20 protein-coding genes are annotated in these 19,602 nt (G+C 36.2%); 6 read left to right on the top strand and 14 right to left on the bottom strand.

From position 1 onward, the window contains the following. Positions 1-141: 141 nt before the first annotated feature. The 3 genes from IQ31_RS11055 to IQ31_RS11065 are packed head-to-tail and all read right to left on the bottom strand — an operon-like array spanning position 142 to position 3,028. Complete coding sequence (locus IQ31_RS11055; RefSeq protein WP_145327995.1) at positions 142-1,629, bottom strand: CoA transferase; 1,488 nt, start codon at positions 1,627-1,629, stop codon at positions 142-144. A 13-nt stretch (positions 1,630-1,642) separates the two neighbouring features. Further along, the gene (locus IQ31_RS11060) at positions 1,643-2,557 is read right to left on the bottom strand and encodes a 3-hydroxyacyl-CoA dehydrogenase NAD-binding domain-containing protein (RefSeq protein ID WP_145327996.1); all 915 of its coding nucleotides are present in this window, start codon (positions 2,555-2,557) and stop codon (positions 1,643-1,645) included. A gap of 12 nt (positions 2,558-2,569) precedes the next feature. Continuing rightward, the gene (locus IQ31_RS11065) at positions 2,570-3,028 is read right to left on the bottom strand and encodes a lipocalin-like domain-containing protein (protein WP_145327997.1); all 459 of its coding nucleotides are present in this window, start codon (positions 3,026-3,028) and stop codon (positions 2,570-2,572) included. A gap of 420 nt (positions 3,029-3,448) precedes the next feature. Here IQ31_RS11065 and IQ31_RS11070 point away from each other — a divergent pair, with 420 nt between their 5' ends. Both IQ31_RS11070 and IQ31_RS11075 read left to right on the top strand, forming a co-directional pair. Beyond that, the gene (locus IQ31_RS11070) at positions 3,449-4,360 is read left to right on the top strand and encodes a Hachiman antiphage defense system protein HamA (protein WP_145327998.1); all 912 of its coding nucleotides are present in this window, start codon (positions 3,449-3,451) and stop codon (positions 4,358-4,360) included. Continuing rightward, positions 4,327-6,672 carry a helicase gene (locus IQ31_RS11075; protein WP_145327999.1) on the top strand — a complete coding sequence of 782 codons (2,346 nt, stop codon included), beginning with the start codon at positions 4,327-4,329 and terminating at the stop codon, positions 6,670-6,672. Before IQ31_RS11070 ends, IQ31_RS11075 begins: the two co-directional genes overlap by 34 nt. A gap of 24 nt (positions 6,673-6,696) precedes the next feature. Here IQ31_RS11075 and IQ31_RS11080 read toward each other — a convergent pair whose 3' ends face one another. Genes IQ31_RS11080 through IQ31_RS11095 form a run of 4 tightly spaced genes read right to left on the bottom strand, consistent with a single transcriptional unit; the run spans position 6,697 to position 8,805 of the window. Continuing rightward, positions 6,697-7,329: a conjugal transfer protein TraD gene (locus IQ31_RS11080; protein ID WP_145328000.1), complete on the bottom strand. Its 633-nt coding sequence runs from the start codon at positions 7,327-7,329 to the stop codon at positions 6,697-6,699. Between the two features lie 2 nt (positions 7,330-7,331). After that, positions 7,332-7,601, bottom strand: coding sequence for a DUF3408 domain-containing protein (locus IQ31_RS11085; protein ID WP_145328001.1), 270 nt, complete (start codon positions 7,599-7,601; stop codon positions 7,332-7,334). Between the two features lie 20 nt (positions 7,602-7,621). Next, positions 7,622-8,026, bottom strand: a complete 405-nt coding sequence (locus tag IQ31_RS11090) for a DUF3408 domain-containing protein (protein WP_145328002.1) — start codon at positions 8,024-8,026, stop codon at positions 7,622-7,624. Positions 8,027-8,037: 11 nt separating this feature from the next. Next, positions 8,038-8,805 (bottom strand): ParA family protein, encoded by a 768-nt coding sequence (locus IQ31_RS11095; RefSeq protein ID WP_145328003.1) that lies wholly within the window; start codon positions 8,803-8,805, stop codon positions 8,038-8,040. 717 nt (positions 8,806-9,522) lie between these two features. Here IQ31_RS11095 and mobA point away from each other — a divergent pair. Further along, entirely contained in the window at positions 9,523-9,951 is a 429-nt protein-coding gene (gene mobA / locus IQ31_RS11100; RefSeq protein WP_145328004.1) for a conjugal transfer protein MobA, read from the top strand. 10 nt (positions 9,952-9,961) lie between these two features. Continuing rightward, positions 9,962-11,257, top strand: a complete 1,296-nt coding sequence (mobB, locus tag IQ31_RS11105) for a conjugal transfer protein MobB (protein WP_145328005.1) — start codon at positions 9,962-9,964, stop codon at positions 11,255-11,257. Between the two features lie 40 nt (positions 11,258-11,297). On the opposite strand, the gene IQ31_RS11110 is transcribed toward mobB, so the two are convergent. Both IQ31_RS11110 and IQ31_RS11115 read right to left on the bottom strand, forming a co-directional pair. Further along, positions 11,298-11,897, bottom strand: a complete 600-nt coding sequence (locus IQ31_RS11110; protein ID WP_145328006.1) for a TetR/AcrR family transcriptional regulator — start codon at positions 11,895-11,897, stop codon at positions 11,298-11,300. A 94-nt stretch (positions 11,898-11,991) separates the two neighbouring features. Continuing rightward, the gene (locus IQ31_RS11115) at positions 11,992-12,570 is read right to left on the bottom strand and encodes a TetR/AcrR family transcriptional regulator (protein ID WP_145328007.1); all 579 of its coding nucleotides are present in this window, start codon (positions 12,568-12,570) and stop codon (positions 11,992-11,994) included. A gap of 192 nt (positions 12,571-12,762) precedes the next feature. Between IQ31_RS11115 and mobC the strand changes: the two genes are divergently transcribed. Both mobC and IQ31_RS11125 read left to right on the top strand, forming a co-directional pair. Then, on the top strand, positions 12,763-14,763 hold the full coding sequence (mobC, locus tag IQ31_RS11120) for a conjugal transfer protein MobC (protein ID WP_145328008.1): 2,001 nt from the start codon (positions 12,763-12,765) through the stop codon (positions 14,761-14,763). 143 nt (positions 14,764-14,906) lie between these two features. Next, entirely contained in the window at positions 14,907-16,211 is a 1,305-nt protein-coding gene (locus tag IQ31_RS11125) for a restriction endonuclease (RefSeq protein WP_145328009.1), read from the top strand. A gap of 106 nt (positions 16,212-16,317) precedes the next feature. Here IQ31_RS11125 and IQ31_RS11130 read toward each other — a convergent pair whose 3' ends face one another. From IQ31_RS11130 to IQ31_RS11150, 5 genes are all read right to left on the bottom strand, one after another. Then, positions 16,318-17,604, bottom strand: coding sequence for a type II toxin-antitoxin system HipA family toxin (locus IQ31_RS11130; RefSeq protein ID WP_145328010.1), 1,287 nt, complete (start codon positions 17,602-17,604; stop codon positions 16,318-16,320). Beyond that, entirely contained in the window at positions 17,598-17,942 is a 345-nt protein-coding gene (locus tag IQ31_RS11135) for a helix-turn-helix domain-containing protein (RefSeq protein WP_145328011.1), read from the bottom strand. The genes IQ31_RS11130 and IQ31_RS11135 overlap by 7 nt, the downstream gene beginning before the upstream one ends. 232 nt (positions 17,943-18,174) lie before the next feature. Then, positions 18,175-18,537 (bottom strand): helix-turn-helix domain-containing protein, encoded by a 363-nt coding sequence (locus tag IQ31_RS11140; RefSeq protein WP_145328012.1) that lies wholly within the window; start codon positions 18,535-18,537, stop codon positions 18,175-18,177. Positions 18,538-18,553: 16 nt separating this feature from the next. Next, positions 18,554-18,961, bottom strand: a complete 408-nt coding sequence (locus tag IQ31_RS11145; protein ID WP_145328013.1) for a helix-turn-helix domain-containing protein — start codon at positions 18,959-18,961, stop codon at positions 18,554-18,556. Positions 18,962-18,975: 14 nt separating this feature from the next. Then, positions 18,976-19,359, bottom strand: coding sequence for a helix-turn-helix domain-containing protein (locus IQ31_RS11150; RefSeq protein WP_145328014.1), 384 nt, complete (start codon positions 19,357-19,359; stop codon positions 18,976-18,978). Positions 19,360-19,602: the final 243 nt, after the last annotated feature.

A 19,602-nucleotide genomic window follows, 5' to 3' on the forward strand; every position in this document is an offset into this window, starting at 1 on the left:
TAAAAGCAGTATCCCTTTTGTTGAGTATATTATTGATATCGAGATTGATTCTTTTTTTTAAAATTGTAAATAGCCACAGGCTATAGATATAAATAAAAAGCAGCCTTATCGTTTACAATAGAGAAGGCTGCTAATTTTTAACTATCTGTCTAACCATTCAGGTTTCCCTGAACCTCTCGGTACCAGAACAGTTTTATAAAAACCCGGAGTTTCACTCATATAAACCTGCTCAGTAACACCCTGATAAGTTCCACAAGGTGTTTCGGCTACAAATGTTTCGGGATCGGTATAGTAATGATCCGGTGAAGAGCCTGCGGTAGCATGGGCGTATTCTTTATCAAAAATACCTAATGAGAAAAGCCACATGCTTGCTCGGACAAGCGAAACGTGAACTTTGTAACTGCCGCCTTCTTTTGCTCTTCTTGCTAAGGCAACATTGATTCCAATAGTTGTAAGCCATGACATAATGTAGTCATTGACTACAAATATCTCTGAAAGTTTTGGTTGGTCCGCAGTACCTTCTAAGGCAAAAACTCCTGTTGCTGCACCTGCATTTTGATCAAATCCAATTCTATCTGTCCAAGGTCCTTTGCTACCCCATAATGATATTCCAGCATGAATAATTCCTGGGCGGATCTTTGCTGCTTCTTCAGCGTTCAATCCCAGGTTATCCATGTAGCCAGGTCTTCTGTTATGGAAAAAAACATCGGTATCTTTTAGGAGGCTTTTCATCTTATTTAATCCTTCTTCTTTTTTAAGATTTAAAGTAGCAGAACGTTGTCCAACAGCCGTTGTGTAATAAATAAGATCGATTTCAAAATCATGGGAAGGCCAAATATTTAAAACATCGGCACCATGAAGTGCTAATGCTCTTCCGGCACCTGCACCAGCGATAACATGTCCCATTCCCAAAGCACGAATTCCATCTAAAGGATTTTCACCTCCCTGTGGCAAAGGCTCAGGTTCACTATCTCCAATTTTTGTAATTTCAATTAGAGGCATTTCCAATAAGTCAAGGTATTGCTGTTCAGATAAAAATTCCTGTGGAGTTCTAACAATGGTCAGCTGTAAACCTTTTTCATTCATTGCTTTTTCCAAATCCAATGCATTCCATTTCTTGATCGCTGCCGCAACAGCCTCTTGACTGTCTGCACAATCTAAAAACCGTAAAGCAGCAGTTTTTAATCTAGGGTAAAGATTGCAGCAAAGTACATGCTTATTGTCGGCCGTTTCATAAATAAAGTTAGGCATGAAAGGATTGGTGGGATCATTTGGCATTTCTGGGTTAAAACCGTTTAAGAACTCCCATTTTTTATCATAAAATGGAGATAACCTGTGTAAAGCCTGTCCTAAGTTGATTTTAATATTTTGGCCGTTTCCGCTTCTTTGTTTCCAAAGCATTGCTATGCTTACTGCTTTTGCTGCCAAAACAATGGCAGAGGCACTAGCAAGGCGAAATACGCTTTTAACAATTGGATCTTTTCCTGTGAATTCGATATTGCCCCCAGAATCTTTCTGTGTAAGACCAATTTCATTGAGTAATTTTTCAAGCTCATCATTCAGATCAAAACCTTCTGTTGTTTTTAAGGGATTGTCCAGCGCATTTTTTATTTTATCGTTAAGTGTCATAATTCTATTTGTTTTAAGGTAGTTCTACTGCTTTGGATTTCATATCCATCAGATCTAATAATACTTTATTTCTATCGTCAATAATCTTCTGCAAGTCTTTGCCTTTGAGTACATTTGATAGTTCTGTTGATATTAGTTCTATCAAATTTTGATCAATCTCTATCGTTCCCAGATCTTTCATCCATGACTCCATAGGTGGACCTAAGTGTTCTAAAACATGTTTAATTCCTCCATTTCCGCCTGAAAGGTGAAGATTAAGAAATGGTCCTAATAAGGCCCATCTCAATCCTGGTCCCTGAGAAATAGCCAAATCAATATCTTCTATTGAAGCAACGCCTTCTTTAACCAGGTAAAATGCTTCTTGCCAAAGAGCAGCCTGCAAACGGTTAGCCACATGCCCCTTTTTTTCTTTTAGCAAACGGATAGGCTTTTTGCCAATAGATTTATAGAATTCGATTGTCTGCAAAACGGCTTCCTCAGATGTAGCCTTTCCTCCGCATACCTCAACTAAAGGAATCAGGTGCGGTGGGTTAAAGGGATGACCTAATAATATTCTCTCCGGATGCTTCGCTGACATTTGGAATTCCGATGCCTGAATCCCGCTTGAACTGCTTACTATCAGTACTGAGGGATCAGTGGCTGCATCAAGTTTTGCAAAAAGTTCTTGTTTTATTTCAAGCCTTTCGGGGCCATTTTCTTGTACAAATTGCACACCTTTAACCGCCTTAACAGGATCTACTTCAAAATGAAGAAGTTCCAGTGATATATCGGGATTGTTTAAAGTAATGCCTTTTCTTAGCCTCTCCTCGGCATCAGGAGCAGGGTCACTTGCTGTAACCTCTAATCCTTTGCTCAAAAAATAAGTTACCCAGCTAATTCCAATTACCCCGGTACCAATAACTGCTACGTGTTTTATTTTATTTGACATAATTTATGATATTTAGTTATTAAAGGGTTTTCTTTCCCAAATCAGAAATGTATTCTGCATTTTTCCATTAATTAAAATAGGACCTTCGGTACCTAGATGCAGTTTATCGCCATGAATTTCCACTAGCCTTATTTGAACTTGATTTAACCAATTGGGAAAAAGACTTATGGTCATTTCATGTCGTAAAGTTTGGGTGTCTTCATCTACATAGAATGGACCTGAATAGGCTAAATAACTTGAAGCGGCAGCCGCAAACTCCTCATTTGTTGCATAGCTTAAATCGTTTATTTTGAATGCAGGTCGTCCTGGAATCATCATTTGTGCTGACATATATCCATCGGCTGTATACATAATGATCCCTTGGCAATTATTCTTCATAGGATAGGAAATATTACCGCTTTCATCTTTTGCTTCATAGGATACTAATGACCATGCACCAAGCAACTTATCTCGTAATTTTATATTTTCCATAATGTGATAACCAAAATGTTGTTTGATTGAAAATCATTTGGTTATACGAATTTATGAAGGAAAAAAAACGCTTTATTTTAAAAGTGAGCCAAATATTATCTCATTCCAGCCACTTTTATTGAATTGCCTTAGAATACTAAAGAACAGCTTCATACATCAAACCGGAAAAGCAGTATGTGGGAAACAGAATTTTTATAAAATCTGGACAAGTTTGAGGTTTCTTTCATACCTAAGAATGTAAACGAGATATTGTCCATAATTAATCTGACACGAAAACTAAGATTTGTGATACAACAAATCATAAATATTTAACCTTTCGTAATAATATTTGCTTAAAAACCAATAACAAACCAAAAAAAACATTAAATTAGTTTTATTTATAGCGATTTATGAACCACCAATACCTAGATAATATTATTAATGAAGCCCTCTCTTATAGATCTAATCAAGAAAACTGTATTATTAGAGTATAATTTACCACATGATACGCTCCCAATAGAAAAATCCTGTGTAACTCATATAGATTATTTTGACGATTGTTACAAAGCAGATAATGCAGAAGATCTGTCCCGAATTATCTATGAAAGTATTCTATACTATGCCTTTGATGAATTTCAACTGCTTGATGGTGATCACCAAAAGATGTTTTTAAAGGCATTTAATACCAAATTCAAATACAACTATTCGGCAAGCGATCTGGCTAAATTGAAGCTAGGTATATATGGTGAAGCGCTCTTGTATGCAATATTGAAGGTCTACTACGGAAACGAAACACTGGTTTCCCGTGGTTACTTTTACGACATCCAAAAGAAATCTGAGGTTACCGGTTATGACTGTTTTCACCTGATCCAATCTGAAGATGAAATTCAACTATGGTTTGGTGAAACCAAGTTTTACCAGGATGTAAAATCTGCGATTAATAAAGTCTTCGACAATATCCAGAAAGCTATTTCCGATGATTACCTGGTAAATACGAATTTTACGACTATTGTACAGTTTAAAGGAAATATCGCCGATAAAGATTCTAAACTTTATAAAATTCTGGATAAATGGGATAAATGCATCATTGACAATCTGGAAAAGGAACTCTTAGATAATAACATAAAACTTATTTACCCAATATTGATAACCTATGATTTAGTAAATGGGGATTATCAACAGTCTGTAGAGACTGCTATCAAACATATAAATGACAACTATGCTGATCTGGAATTTAAAAATATCACTATAGACTTCTCTATATTCTTTATCCTAGTTCCGATTGAAAGTGCCAAAACCTGTAAAGAAACAATTATCAAATGGATAGACAGCAAAGAACCCTTAACGTTGTAACTACCTTAAACTCCTTTCATGAAGGAGTGACACCACGACATGTTCTATTAAACGAGGTCTGTGACTATTTTGATTTTATTAAAAATGAAGATATCGACGATTCTGACCGTAGGTTCTTACTCCATCTTTCTTCCAAAGTTGGGGTGCCTCATTATTATGACATCCTTTATAAATTTGTTGAAGATCGTTCCTTGGTAGTTGAGGAAGATAATATATGTCTAAGTACGATCTCATCTTTATTATACGAATCTTCTTTGTATACTGATGAACATTCTAAGTTACACCAGTATCAAAAGGAAATACTTGATCTTTTCAGCAAGGAGAAAATAAACCGCTATTTTCTTTCGGCATCCACTTCTTTTGGAAAAACACATCTGGTCTATGAGATCATAAAGAAAATGAGTTACAGGAATATTGTACTTATATTTCCTAGTATTGCCCTACTTACCGAAAACCTCACTAGGATAAAAAATAAGACAATCAGATTTCCAAGGGAATATCAGGTGCATACATTGAGCGATTCTCCAATTGGTTTTGAGGAAAACAATATCTTCATCTTTACACCGGAACGCTTTCTTTCCTTTTTGGATAAAAATCATAATATCGACCTTGATTTTATATTCATAGATGAAGTATATAAGATTGATAACGGTTATATCATTGATAACGAGGCAAAGGAGAATGAACGGGATGTTGCCTATAGGATGTCACTGTTTTACGGATTCTCAAAATATACTGATATTGATATTTTTCTGGCAGGCCCCTATATCGAAGTTTTTGAACAAAATCGGGAGGGTTATAATCCATCTTTCGACCTTTTCCTTAAAGACTTTGGAATTGAAAAGTTATTAAGAAATGAATATGAGATAGTCAAGGTTATAAAAAAGAGTGTAGAAAAAGAAAAGGGAAAAATAATTCTTGATGGCCTTGAACTTGATTTCAAAGGGAAATCAACTAAAAAAGATAAAATTCAAGAGATACTGGATCGCATTCTGTTGAGGGATGAAAATGCCATTGTTTACTGCAATACGCAAGGAAACGCGGAAAAAGTAGCCACAGATTTTGAACGGGCTCAGTTAAATACGCAATTCTATAGTGCTTTTATTGACCATCTTAGGTCTAATTTCGATGAGAAATGGATTGTTGTCCAGGCCCTATTAAAAGGGGTTGGCGTACATCACGGCATGGTTCCTAAATATATTCAAAAGGAAATAATCTCCTTATTTAATAGCCCTCAATCAGGTGTAAAGGTGCTGACTTCCACAACTACAATAACCGAAGGCGTAAATACTACGGCAAAAAATATGCTCGTTTATAAAAGTGAGAAAGGCGGTGGCAGATTTGGTAAGCCACTGCTAACTTTTGATGCCAAGAATATCGCCGGCAGAGCGGGACGTTTTATGGAACATTATAAAGGTCGTTTAATTACCCTTGATAATGAATTTATGGAGGTCATTGATGGTACAGGTGAACAGATTACACATAAAAACTATGATCCGCTTGTAGAAAAGAAAGAAATTGATGATGAAATGACTCCTGAAAAATACCTTGATGATCGTAGTCGTCAACGATTACTCGAAATAAAAGCCATGCAGGAAGCCAGGGGGATTCCGGATCATATATTGTCACAATTTAAGGTCATCAGTAAAAGGGATAAAATGAAAATCTATGATAATATTGTAGCTCTTGACCCACTTTCCCATTTACGAATTAGACGGTTTATAGCAAGGTTGAATGCTCCGCGAATGGCTTTGGAAAAAGATGGCTTCCAGACCATACTAGAGGTGATTTTTGAAGTGGTGGAAAATGAAAATCTAAAGGCAATGATTGAAAACACCTTTAAAGATAAATTCAGCCCCAATTATTACTCCATTCTGGTTGCTTCACTCAATAGTTACCTTACCAATGGATTTAGAGGTGTATACAGTTATCATCTTGGGAAAGAGAATGACCCTAATTCGTCCAGGGCTGTAAATAGTGCTATGAGAAAAGCTTCTTCTCTTATTTATAATACCTTTAAATATCAGCTGGTCAAGTATATTGGTGTTTTTAACCTCATGTACAGGTTTTATGTTTCTCAAAGAGATCGGATACCTTATGATGATGCATCTGGCATAGATGTTTTATTGATAAAATTGGAGTATAATGCTTTTAGTGAAGAAGCAAGAATTGCCAGTGACTATGGTGTACCGCAGAAGATTGTGGAGTATTACGATTCAATGAGTCAAAATGATGCAAATCGTATAGCGGCATCTTTTGATAATTATGAAAGAGTAATATTTGACAGAATAAATAATATTATTAAAGATTAAAATAAAATTTGTGTGACTTATCAGTCACACAAATTCTCCAATGTCAAAGTCATCCAAATTGTTGTCCCGCATAGTGGAAGAACCAGAATCCGTTTCAGAATTTATACTCCGATCCAATAGCCTTGCTATCTTCTGAGAAGCATTTTCAATAGAGTCTTCCAATAGGCTGTAAAGCTCGGTCCCCTGTATTCTTTGAACGATATCTACCGCTTGTATCTGCAAGGCCGGCTCCAGTACTTCTTCCTGAAGCAGTGACCCCACGGTATTCAGTTCTTCAAAGGTAACCCCTCTGGCCAGTCCGTCTTCGCCATTTGGCTCTCCATATCCCATCCATTCATTTTCTTCCTCGTCTAGGTCGGGAGATATTCCAAAAACATCATCCAGTTCTTCCTGCGGAATCTCTATGGCAAAATCCCTTTCGTTGACTTCTGTTTCAAAATTATTAACTTCACTGCTTGCTTTTGCTTTTTGTCCTTCAGAGGCGACATTTGGCTGTGAAAGTCTAATATTCGGCTTTGGAACGCCCATTATTTCAGGTAATTTCAAAGGTTTCACAGGAGATTTATCCTGCTTTTTTTCTACTTTGTTGATAATGATTTTGTCTTTTGCTAAAAGAATAATGACCAGAATCAAACAGATAACGATTACTACTTCCATATTCAAAAAGGTTTACGTCTTCTACTGTACATTGTTTTGATTTCCTTGCCATATTCCTCAAAGTGTTTTCTCAATATGCTGTGGAGATAATCTGAGATATTGAGTTTACCATTGCCGAACATAAATGCGGCAGTTGCCAGTTTTTCATGAAAATCAGGACTGATATAAACAGATTTTCCTGATTTGGCCTTAAATTCAGTTGGTTGAAGAAAAACGCTGGTATATTCCTTGATGCGTAATTCTTCATTTTTCTTTTTTACTGGAGTTTCCATAGTAGTTTCCTTTTAATGTTTTATAAAATGGGTTTGTTCCGTTGGTTATAGAATTCGGTGATGTCATTTCCGAATTCTCTGAAATGGTATTCAAGTATATTGTCGATGTATGAATAAAGGGTTGTTTTCTCCTCCCTGGTCAATTGGACTATACGCAGTAGCCTCTCATGGAATTCTGGCCGTATATATACAACTTTACCACTGCGTCCTGAGGGAAATCGGTTAACCAAGAACGTATCTTCAAAATCTACTTTTTTGGAAGAGCTATTTCTAGTCTTTTCTCTAGGTTTATTTTCCTTTTCTTCATGCGTTTTTTGAGCAGCTTGTGGTTCTGAGGCAGTCTCATCTCCACTCATGATACTCATCAGGTACTGCTCATCGACAATGGGTTTTTCAAAATCCTTGCGTGTTTTGTCATTAGCCATAAAGCATTGTTTTAGAGATTTGTTATTCTTAAAAATTCCTCTATGAAGGTGTCCATTCGTGTCGTTTTCATCAATAGAGGATCTGCAGGTAACAGACTTGAACGGAAAACATAATTTCCGGTATCATCTGTTTCCTTACGGAATCTTTTACTGTCCATGATCCTGGTATCCATAACAGAGAGCTTGAGTTCATCAATAACGGCTTGGTAAGCATCGTAAAGTCCTGTTTTTTCTCTTCCGTCTACTTGGTTCCAAAATAACCAAATGGACTGATCCTTTTTATTCTTGCCTATTTCGGGCAATTGGAGAAAAGCTTTGGTGAATCCTAGCGTGCTTTCCACCACGAGCCGGTCTGCCGTAATTGGGGAAAATATAAAGTCCATAGCTTTTAGTGTAGTAAGCACGCCTTTCGTATTTGCAGTTCCCGGTAAATCAAATAAAGTAACCTCAGGGAGTATACCTGTTCTATCGATATGTTCCAGTGCTTTCTCCAGTGCATTTTCTGCATTGCATTTAATAATAGTGTAAGCTTTCTTATTAATGGTTTGAAATTGCTTCATGGCCGCCTTTTTATGATAGTCACTCTGCATGATAGTTTTCTTGTCACGTTCCCTCATATTGGTAAGACTGTGCTGTGGGAAATCGCAGTCCATTACCAAAACGTTAAAGCCTAGTCGGTAGTGCAGTACACTTGCCAGAAGGGTTGTAATTGTAGATTTTCCTACACCACCCTTTTGGGTGTAAAAACTGATTTTTAAAGTTTGTTTTACTGTTTCCATTATTTAAGTATTTATTGATGTATTCTTTTACATTTTTCCTGCTTCCTGCATTGCTGTAATCCCTTATAGTTTATAAAATTCTTTACCTGCCGTATTCCTATATTTTTTTACAGTTATATGCTTTTGTATATAGTAGTCTTTATATAAAACCAGTTGCATTATTGCCTGTATGCTTTTTAGCTTTGTAATTTTTATGCTTTTATGCTTTTACAGTTTTATAATTTTAAAACCTTATTCTTTTATAGTTTACATATGATAAAGCTGTTTTTCCTGCCTGTTTTCCGCACCGTTTAAAACACTGCTTTAAAACTTTAAAACAAAGAAAACCAAGAGTTCCTTTGCTTATTTTAAGCTGGCATACTATGGCGTTCTGAGGCGTCCTTTGGCTGGGTTCACCAGCACAATAGTTCCATTTCAAGGACTTTACTTTGTAAAGATTTCAATCTGATGAACAAATGGGAATAGTTATTACAAGTCTGTCTTACTCTGAAAAAAGGATCATATCATTTTTCCCTGCTATTTGGAATCCGTCCCGAAGGGCGGATTATCTGAACACATGTTCAGAGCAAGTTATGTTTTGAGGCACTCGAAATGAATTTCGTGCCCCAAAACGACTTGCCCTTGCAGGGGGCTGACAAATACCCTCCGAAGTCGGGATTTGGTAAGATTGAGATTGATAACTGGCTCACACGAGGCTCGATTTTTAAAAGAATTATTATGGAAGAAAATAGAAAGCAGAAACAGAAAAATGTGGGACGTAAACCAAAGATTAACCCAAGTACCCACCGCCATGTTTTTCGTCTTACAAATGAAGAAAATGCTAAGCTATTGTCCCTTTTTGAAGCTTCAGGGATGAACAATAAGGCGAAGTTTATAATAACACTGATTTTTAACCGTGAACTCAAGATGGTAAAGATTGACAAAGATGCGCTGGATTACCATTCAAAGTTGAGTGCACTCTTTAGTCAGTTTAGAGCAGTAGGGGTCAATTATAACCAGATTGTAAAGGTACTTTACAGGAATTTTTCAGAAAAAAAAGCGGCTGCCTATCTCTTTAAACTGGAAAAGCAAACTGCTGAAATGGCCCTTTTATGTCAGCAAGTAATAAAATTGACACAGGAATTTGAAGCAAAATATTTAAAATAACCTTGAAATTATGATTGCGAAAATCGGAAAAGGAGAGAATTTTTACGGTGCACTTTCCTATAATATGCTAAAAGTTGATGCAGAAAACGGACAGGTTTTATTACTCAATAAGATCTCCGAAACACTGGATGGTAAATATTCCGCACCGTATTTTCTGCGTTATTTTGAACCGTATTTGTTGGCAAATAATAAAACCGAGAAGCCTGTACGCCATATATCCTTGAATCCAGATCCTTCGGATAAAGTTACAGATGAGAATTTTCGAGATATTGCAACCGATTATATGCAACAAATGGGATACGGCAATCAGCCATATGTTGTCTTTAAACATACAGATATAGACCGCACCCATATCCATATTGTTAGTACCTGTCTTGAATTGGACGGTAAAAAGATTTCTGACTCCTATGATCATCCTCAGTCTATGGCCATATGTCGAAGTCTTGAAGAGAAATATGGTTTAAAACCGGCATTAAAGAAAGAATCGGCACGTGAAGAACTCGCATTCAGACCAGTGGATCCTCTTAAAGGAAATATCAAAAGCCAGATTGCTTCTGTTGTCAGATACTTACCTAAATACTATAGCTTCCAAACACTGGGCAGCTATAATGCGTTACTTTCCCTTTTCAATATCACTGCCGAAGAAGTTAAGGGAGAAGTTCAGGGACAGGTAAAAGAAGGAATGGTTTATTTCGCATTGGATTCCAAAGGAGAAAAAGCCAGTAATCCTTTTAAAGCTTCTTTGTTTGGGAAGCATGCAGGATTGGAACATCTAAATAAACATTTTGAACACTCAAAACAACAATTGAAAAATAACAAAGCAGGATCTATTTTAAAAGCTACAGTTGAGGTTGCTATAAGCAGTTCCACCAGTGAAAGCAGTTTTGTACATCAGTTACGGGAACAAGGAATAAATACTGTTATCAGGAAAAATGCCCAGGGGCGTATCTATGGTATAACTTTTATTGACCATGAATCCCGCTCGGTATGGAATGGATCACAATTAGGAAAGAACCTTTCTGCCAATGTATTTAATGAACTATGGAAAGAAATTCCCATCCAGTTAAATCAAGACAACACTTCTGTCTTTTTTCCTCCTTCAGAAAAAGGGAGGGCTCTTGTTGACCAGGAGCCAATACATCAGCTTTTTGATTTTCTGGATAAAGAAACTCCTCTTGTTTTACAAGACGAGACAGGCCTGGTCGATGCATTAGGTGGCCTGCTTCCCGACACACAAAGCGAAGACTATGAGGAATTGGATTTTGCTCATCGAATGAGAAAAAAAAGAAAACGAGGAAGGCAGTAAAGTATAACAGCAGATTAACCTTAAAGCGTTATCGAATATCTTAGATAAGCTCTTTTAAGAGAACCGGAATCAAAACGTTCTGAAGATTTGCAACTCTATCAAATTCTTTTGCCATATCATCCGGTGGAATATCACCAACGTAATTTACCACAACCGATAGGTAGAGTACTTCAATACATTCAATAAATGTTAGTAGTATACCTTTGTTTTTTTCAGAGAGAACACCCAGTCTGTCCGTTATTATTTTAATGAATAATGATCGTTCTCTTACTTTGCTCTTATCCCACAGTGGGTATGAAAGCTTTCTAAGACCTTGGTATTTTATCAAAGGGGGGTACTGGAGGAACTTATGATACTTTTGAGCGAAAGCATATTTTCTGTGAATGGCCAATTTTAAAGCAGTCTGAGCTTCAGGAATATCCTTTAACTCACCTTCAAGATCAGTAAAAAAGGTATTTGTCAAATCCTGTATCACTGCAAGATACAATGAATTTTTATCGGGAAAATAGTAATATAAAAGCCCTTTTGAAATTGAAATGTCATGGGCTATTTCTTCCAATTTTGTTTTTGAGTAGCCGTAAAAGGAAAACCTTCTGGTGGCTGAATTCAAAATCAATTTTCTTTTTTCTTCTAAATCCATTTATAACTTTCTTTTATCCATGCATCAATATTGATATGTTTTTTACTCAAATAGGTTTTGAACCGATTGGTTCAAAATGATTTAAAAAAAAACTTTATTTCTTTATCATTTCTATTAAAAGATCCACCATTTCATTTACCTCTTTTTTATTTTCAGAAATAATGTAATGGCTCCAAAGACTACTAAATCCCGAGAAGATAAATCTTGCTACTATTTTGGGATCTGTGGTCATCTTTATAGCACCTTCTTCTTGTGATGATTTGACCAAATCAGCTAAGATGGATTGTAGAGTGCTGGTAATTTTTACCAAGAGCATCTGTACCTCCTTGTCCGTTTCAGCAACTTCAAATATCGTTTTTACAATAAGACATGTTTTTTTGTCTATTATCGCCTGCTCGACAACATCCCTAATCGTTTTCTCTAAAATTATGATCGGGGAAGTACCATTTTTTAAAGCTTTTCTATATTGCTGCTCCTTTAAATCTGAATAGTCTTTCAATGATTCAATAAATAGCGTATGCTTGTTGCCAAAGGAATCATAAATACTGCTTTTGTTTAGCTGCATCGTATTTACGATATCTCGAAGTGATGTTGTATGGTATCCCTTTTTCCAAAATAGATCGCGAACTTTCTGTAGTTTTTGGGAATAGTCAAACTCCTTGTTTCTCGGCATAGCGTAAATATAAAAATTTAATGCGAGCTTCCTTGTAGCCCTTGTCATAATGCCCTTTCTTCTAAGCCAAAGATTACTTTTTTATGAGTATTAATTAGCCAAATAGTTCCTATAGAGGCCAAGTAACGACAGTTTCAGATACCAGCATTTGGATGCCATTAAATTAACGGGCATAATTTAATTCATTCTATTATGCAAGGAGAAGACGACTTAAGAGGGCTTGCCAAAATTATGGCTTTTATGCGTGCAGTGAGCATCTTACTGGTGTTAATGCACTTTTACTGGTATTGCTATGGCTTCTTTGTGGAGTTTGGCTGGACACTGGAGATAATCAATAAAGTATTAACCAATTTCAATAATACAGCAGGATTATTTTCATACGCAATCTATACCAAAATTTTTTCTATCGTACTACTGGCTTTAAGTTGCCTGGGGAGCAAAGGAGTTAAAAATGAAAAAATAACCTGGACAAAAATCTATACTGCTCTAGGAATCGGTTTCGTGTTATTTTTTCTAAACGGACCATTGTTAAATCTATCTGTCAAAATTGCAACAGGTCTTTACCTGCTTACCATGAGTCTTGGTTATATCGCTTTAATGATGGCCGGGGTTTGGATGACCCGATTGCTGCGTACCAATTTGATGGATGATGTATTCAATAATGAAAATGAAAGTTTCCTACAAGAAACCAAGTTGATGAAAAATGAATATTCGGTCAATCTTCCAACCAAATTCTACTATAAAGGGAAATGGAATGATGGCTGGATAAACGTAGTAAATCCCTTTAGAGCCAGCATTGTACTGGGTACACCTGGATCCGGAAAATCATATGCCATCGTTAATAATTTTATTAAACAACATATCGAGAAAGGCTTCTCTATGTATATCTACGATTTTAAATTTGACGATCTTTCTACGATAGCTTACAATCATTTACTGAAGCATGCCGATAAGTATAAGGTAAAACCAACGTTTTATGTCATCAATTTTGATGATCCACGTAAAAGCCATCGTTGCAATCCATTGAATCCGGATTTTATGACCGATATCTCTGATGCTTACGAAGCTGCCTACACCATTATGCTGAATTTAAATCGTAGCTGGATTCAGAAGCAGGGTGATTTCTTCGTAGAAAGCCCAATCATTCTATTAGCCGCTATAATTTGGTTTTTGAAGATATACGATAATGGAAAGTTCTGTACTTTTCCACATGCCATCGAATTGCTCAATAAAAAGTATGCAGATGTATTTACTGTTCTTACCTCTTATTCTGAATTAGAAAACTACCTTTCTCCATTCATGGATGCATGGCAAGGAGGGGCTCAGGATCAGCTACAGGGACAAATTGCTTCGGCCAAGATTCCATTGTCAAGAATGATTTCCCCACAATTGTATTGGGTAATGACCGGAGATGATTTTAGTCTGGACATCAATAACCCCAATGAACCTAAAATACTTTGCGTAGGCAATAATCCCGATAGACAAAATATTTATTCAGCTGCTTTGGGTTTGTACAATTCAAGAATTGTGAAGCTTATAAATAAGAAAGGACAGTTAAAAAGCTCGGTCATCATAGATGAATTACCAACCATCTATTTCAGAGGTTTGGATAATCTTATTGCCACAGCCAGAAGTAACAAAGTTGCTGTTTGTCTTGGTTTTCAGGATTACTCTCAATTAATACGAGATTATGGCGATAAAGAAGCTAAAGTGATTCAAAACACTGTTGGTAACATATTTTCTGGACAGGTTGTTGGCGAAACAGCTAAAAACCTATCTGAACGTTTTGGAAAAGTACTGCAAAAGCGCCAAAGCATGACCATCAACCGTAACGATAAATCAACCTCCATATCTACCCAAATGGACAGTCTCATACCTACTTCCAAAATTTCTACTCTTACCCAGGGGATGTTTGTGGGGTCTGTGTCGGATAATTTTGATGAAAGGATCGATCAGAAAATATTCCATGCGGAAATAGTGGTCGATAATGAAAGAGTTGCTGCCGAAACAAAAGCCTATCAGAAATTACCGCAAATCGCATCCTTCTTAGATGAAAATGGGGACGATTTGATGAAACAAGATATCGAAGCTAATTATAAACAGATTAAACTAGATGTTATCCATATCATTGAGAGTGAATTGGAGCGCATTAAAAATGACCCCGATTTGCAACATTTGGTACAACAGGATTAGAATTTTTCTGGTTCTTAAAATTAGTATTAAAATGCAAGCCATTTACTTGCCACTTGTTGCGGTCATCATAATTAGGGGTGAAAGACCATTGTAAAAGCTGCCTTAGAATTTATTAACTTAGACGCTAAATGAATTAATGTATAATGGCAAAAGACAAAATTTTAGATTTTGACGAACTCAAGGATTTGTATCGCAATGCTAAAAGCCTAGAAACACCAACAAAAGCAGAAAGTAGACAAAGAGGTTACGATCTTGAACGTATTGTTGAGTTTTTATTGATAGACTTAGAAGTTAAAGCTGCCTATAATACTGCGGGAGAACAAATTGATGGATCCTTTTTCTTATTTGGGCAGACCTTTTTATTAGAAGCTAAATGGCATGCAAAATCACTTCCTGCCAGCGATATCTATGCGTTTAAAGGAAAGGTAGATGGAAAATTTCATACAAGTTCTGGTATTTTTATATCCTATTCGGGCTATAGTTCCCAAGCTATTGAAGCGCTTCGCTCTGGAAAAAGTATTAATATCCTGCTTTTTGATAAAACTGATCTTGATTCAATAATAGAAGAAGAGGTGCCGTTTATAGATGTACTCAAATTTAAACTTCGTGAGGCTGGAGATACAGGTCTGCCTTACGTTCCTTATTCATTAGCTAAAGTTGCAAAGCGCAAGGTCCAGGCAGATGAAATTGTAATGGTGCCATCTAAATATGGTAAATTGGTAGATGATGATCTGGGAGGGCCCGTTTCTCCCATGTTCTTAGTTTTATCAAATCTTTCGTTTTCTGAACAGCAAATCTCAACTATAATAAAAGACCTTCAACTTTATCAATCGGTTTCTTTTCAATTCAAAAGAATACGTACAGATCAGTTTCTCGTAAGTACCATTTCTACGTTTTCGTCATTACTGGCAGCAGATGCAGATAATAATTTTATGGGGGTTTTGCTTCTGGTTGAAAATAACCAGTTTGATGACGATGACGAAGATTATCTGTTAGAGGTGCTTCATAAAAATGCCATAGCAGTAGATATTTCAGTAGTCAGGATTCAAGAGTCGAACAAAGTTCAGAACAAGATTGTTCTATCCAAAAGTAATATCCAGGGAATTAAAAAATTTATGCGTGATTTACTGGAAGTAGATAGTTGTTTCTATAATAAAATAGGTGCTAGAAATGCCTTACGCAACGAACTGAATGAAGCTGATTGGGATTATGAAGAAAAGTCGATCACTTTTATTGACGGTGAACATGGAATGCCTTTCAGTATAGATAGTTTCCAAAATTTGTTAAGCCATTTGAGTGATGTAGCAAATAATATTGCTACTGAAGAAACGCCATTGGATATTTTAAATGATGCCGAATATGATCAGGATTTTGACGATCTTGCCTATGAGGTATTATCAGAATATAAAAAACGGTTGTCAAAGCTAGGATGGGGTGACGAAATATAAAATTACTCCCCTTAAGCATTTTTTGACAGTTTAATAGCAAGTTTTATACAAGGGTTTGATCTAATAAACCATATTCATTTTGTATTCATGAACATGGTTTATTAGATTATATGACTCTTATAAGTGTAGCATCAATTGCAGTTGCCAGTTTTTCCTCCACACTATATTTTTTGGCATATTCAGGCCATTGATTTACAGTCTCTAGTACTTCATCTATAATCCCTTCTGGATTGCGGATAGAATTCTGTTTGGCAATGATCAGCAGATCGTCTTTAACAAAGTCTTTTCTTTTTCCATTGATGCTCAGGTTATGCTGGCTCACCCAGTCACTGTCAGGACGGTAGGCATGGCATACATCATAGGCGGGAGCCAGTTTCCATTTACCATCTTTTTCCATCAGGAACGCAAAATTCTTGGTGTGGTCGTCACAGTTACGGGCAAATACATTGAACACCATTCGGCGGTACATCTGTTCCGCTTCGCCATAGCTAAGGCCTAACTGGCGCATGGTTTGGAATAATTGCTCATAACTATAGCTGGAAATCTTGTTAAAGTCGTAATGCTGTATGGCACAAAAGGTTTGTACATGTAGTTTTTGGTTGCCGTTTTTACGATCAAAACGCTTGGTCATAAAATGTGCCCGGCCTTCTTCCTCAATCAGGCGGCTCTCCATCATATTAATACCCGCATCGGTAGCCATTTTATAATAGGCCATTTCCACACGGCCATAACCATAGGTTACTCCAAACTGTGTATCTTTTACTCCATCAAATTTAATAAGCCAATGCTCATAACCGGGTTCCTGTAATGTTTGTCCGGAACGGATCATACCTGTAGCCTCATTGTAGGCAATAATGGCTTTCGGTCGGGCACCGCCTGCAGAAGTACCCATTTTTAGTACGTCGAGTAATACGTCCTGCATATCGTGGTCGGTATGGGCTTCAAAATTCTCCCTGCTTTCCAATAATTTCATAGTCGTATCTATCAGGCTAGAAAGCTCTATAGATTGAGAATTACCCGTTACAGGTAAGGTTGTTGGCTCAAATTCCAATGCGCCCATTCCTCTGTTACCAATAAAACATAACAGTTCTACCGGATTCATTGAATTCTCGGGACGCCCATTTCTGGCAAGCCATATATTAATTAATTCATTCCCGTATTTGTCCGGAAGACTGTCTGCTAAAAGTCCAGGAAGACCTTTAAATGTTGCGGTGTTCCGTAGTTCCGGAAAAGAATATATTCTTGTAGATAAAGGCATCTTAACCAAGGCAACTTCGAGTTTGTCAGAAATGAAATTTGGTATATATTCAAAAAATCCAAGCTCCTGTTCTTCATTCCAAGCTACGGCACCAATTCGCTTACCCCATAGTTTTACAAAAGCTGTCTTTACCATCCTGAATTGTCTTTATTTCGATGGTTATTATTCCGGTAGGCTCTCTTACGTTTCTTTTCATCCTCTTTTGCCAATTGCAATGGGCTAATTTGTGGTGTTGACCTAAACTGTTCCAATACGTAAAACGCATCCAGTACACGTAAAATTTTTAGCAAATTGGTCAATGCAATGTTTTCACCACGTTCTGCCAGACTGAGTGTAGAACGGCTTATTGCCGCTCTTTCTGCTACCTCATCCTGTGTAAGGTTCTGATCTATCCGTTTAGATTTAATGAACTCGCCAATCTCATGGAGAATGGCTGTGTCACTGTAGGCTGAATTGTATGATATATCATTCATAAGTCGCAATTTTTATATTCAATGCGTAAAATATCATTCAAATTTACAAAAATTATCTCAATTAAGCAAGTAGGTGTGTTTTGTATGATATATCATTCGTTATTTAGTATAAATGATTTTAATGAATGAAATATCATTCATTAAAATCAAATTGAGTTATTTGTACTAGGTCTAGAAAATAAAAAAGAAGCCATGCAGCTTCTTTTTTAAACATTAACAGAATGGTATTCAGTTAGTTTTCTCTTGTCTTTGCTTGCAAACGACTCGTTTCTTTTTTACTTTTTATTATCTGCTCTTCAATATTCTTAATCTGTTCAGAGGAGCAACCTTGATACATAATGTTTACTCCTTGGTTACCTTCGTAATTATTGAAATGGTTTGTGAAGGATGATTTCTCCTGGTAGTTCAGAATATACTCAGGGGCGACGCCAAATATTTCCGCCAACTCATACAATCTTGAAACCGAAACATCAGCAACATTGTTTTCTATGTTACTGTACGCCTTAGGTGTTATACCCAATGCCTTTGCTACATTCTCTTTCGAGAGTTTCTTTTCTTTTTCGCGTATATCACGAATATTGTCTCCTACTTTCATATCCAAAAATAATTATTTAAAAATCAATATTATTCAGTTTTAGTAATGCTTCCAATAAAACAATTCTTTTTCGCTCACTTTCTAAAAGCTCCCGCTGTAAATCGTATATCCTCTCCTTATTATTCAAAAGATCACTTACACTTGTATCTCCATTTTGGTGCATAATGTTGATACCCTTATTTCCTTTATTATTATGGAAGTAATTGTAAAACTCCTTTTTTGAATTTTTATAGTTAAGAAGGTATTGTGGACTACATTCAAATATATTAGCAATATCCTCTAATCTATTTATTGAAATGTCAGTGACATTGTTTTCAATATTAGCGTAAGCCCGAGTAGAAATACCGAGTCTTTCGGCAACATAACTTCTCTTGAAGTTTTTTTCACCTTCTCTGATTTCTCGTATGTTATCGCCAAGTTTCATAAATGAAAATGATTTTAAAAACCAAACTCAATTTCATTCTGTCTCAAAAGCTTCTCAAGCTTAGGGATTCTATTTAATTCTTCAGCATACAATTCTTTATACGCTTTTCTTATTTTTTCTTGATCTACACCTTGAACATGAATATTAACACCTGAGTTTCCATTGTGATTGAAAAAATAATTTCTAATTCCTGAAAATGGTTTATCCAGTTTAATCAGATCAGAAGGCTCTAAAGATAACAGGTTCGCAATTGTTGCCAGTGTAGAGAGTGTTATATCACGCTCATCATTCTCAATAGCTTCATATTCTTCTAGGCTAATTTTTAATTCCTGCGCCATGTAGCTCTTTTCAATCCTTTGTGCAATTCGTATCTGACTAATGTTGTTTCCGATTTTCATAAAATATTATATTTTTCTTAATTCAAAGATAGTTAAACTTCCGATACGGAACAAATTCTTCATACTCGGGAATTTCTGATCAGTATGAAAATCTTAGTATGTTCAATATTTGTACTAACAGACTAAGATAGAATATTAACCAGCAAGTATAAGTAATTACTGCATTTCTCTAAGCAGAAAAGGAAAATTTATCACATTATTTTTCTCTGAAATATTTTTTACATGTTCTTATCGAATGTCTGA

Origin of the sequence: Sphingobacterium siyangense, from assembly GCF_007830445.1 — a bacterium.
Lineage (GTDB): Bacteria > Bacteroidota > Bacteroidia > Sphingobacteriales > Sphingobacteriaceae > Sphingobacterium > Sphingobacterium siyangense.

Bases quoted from the DNA above. Each gene is read 5' to 3' on its own strand.
- IQ31_RS11135 (WP_145328011.1), bottom strand. From the start codon at position 17,942: ATGAATGATATATCATACAATTCAGCCTACAGTGACACAGCCATTCTC.
- IQ31_RS11125 (WP_145328009.1), top strand. From the start codon at position 14,907: ATGGCAAAAGACAAAATTTTAGATTTTGACGAACTCAAGGATTTGTAT.
- IQ31_RS11075 (WP_145327999.1), top strand. From the start codon at position 4,327: ATGGATAGACAGCAAAGAACCCTTAACGTTGTAACTACCTTAAACTCC.
- IQ31_RS11095 (WP_145328003.1), bottom strand. From the start codon at position 8,805: ATGGAAACAGTAAAACAAACTTTAAAAATCAGTTTTTACACCCAAAAG.
- IQ31_RS11090 (WP_145328002.1), bottom strand. From the start codon at position 8,026: ATGGCTAATGACAAAACACGCAAGGATTTTGAAAAACCCATTGTCGAT.
- mobB (WP_145328005.1), top strand. From the start codon at position 9,962: ATGATTGCGAAAATCGGAAAAGGAGAGAATTTTTACGGTGCACTTTCC.
- IQ31_RS11070 (WP_145327998.1), top strand. From the start codon at position 3,449: ATGAAGCCCTCTCTTATAGATCTAATCAAGAAAACTGTATTATTAGAG.
- IQ31_RS11115 (WP_145328007.1), bottom strand. From the start codon at position 12,570: ATGCCGAGAAACAAGGAGTTTGACTATTCCCAAAAACTACAGAAAGTT.
- IQ31_RS11140 (WP_145328012.1), bottom strand. From the start codon at position 18,537: ATGAAAGTAGGAGACAATATTCGTGATATACGCGAAAAAGAAAAGAAA.
- IQ31_RS11080 (WP_145328000.1), bottom strand. From the start codon at position 7,329: ATGGAAGTAGTAATCGTTATCTGTTTGATTCTGGTCATTATTCTTTTA.
- mobA (WP_145328004.1), top strand. From the start codon at position 9,523: ATGGAAGAAAATAGAAAGCAGAAACAGAAAAATGTGGGACGTAAACCA.
- IQ31_RS11065 (WP_145327997.1), bottom strand. From the start codon at position 3,028: ATGGAAAATATAAAATTACGAGATAAGTTGCTTGGTGCATGGTCATTA.
- IQ31_RS11060 (WP_145327996.1), bottom strand. From the start codon at position 2,557: ATGTCAAATAAAATAAAACACGTAGCAGTTATTGGTACCGGGGTAATT.
- mobC (WP_145328008.1), top strand. From the start codon at position 12,763: ATGCAAGGAGAAGACGACTTAAGAGGGCTTGCCAAAATTATGGCTTTT.
- IQ31_RS11145 (WP_145328013.1), bottom strand. From the start codon at position 18,961: ATGAAACTTGGCGATAACATACGAGAAATCAGAGAAGGTGAAAAAAAC.
- IQ31_RS11055 (WP_145327995.1), bottom strand. From the start codon at position 1,629: ATGACACTTAACGATAAAATAAAAAATGCGCTGGACAATCCCTTAAAA.
- IQ31_RS11085 (WP_145328001.1), bottom strand. From the start codon at position 7,601: ATGGAAACTCCAGTAAAAAAGAAAAATGAAGAATTACGCATCAAGGAA.
- IQ31_RS11110 (WP_145328006.1), bottom strand. From the start codon at position 11,897: ATGGATTTAGAAGAAAAAAGAAAATTGATTTTGAATTCAGCCACCAGA.
- IQ31_RS11130 (WP_145328010.1), bottom strand. From the start codon at position 17,604: ATGGTAAAGACAGCTTTTGTAAAACTATGGGGTAAGCGAATTGGTGCC.
- IQ31_RS11150 (WP_145328014.1), bottom strand. From the start codon at position 19,359: ATGAAAATCGGAAACAACATTAGTCAGATACGAATTGCACAAAGGATT.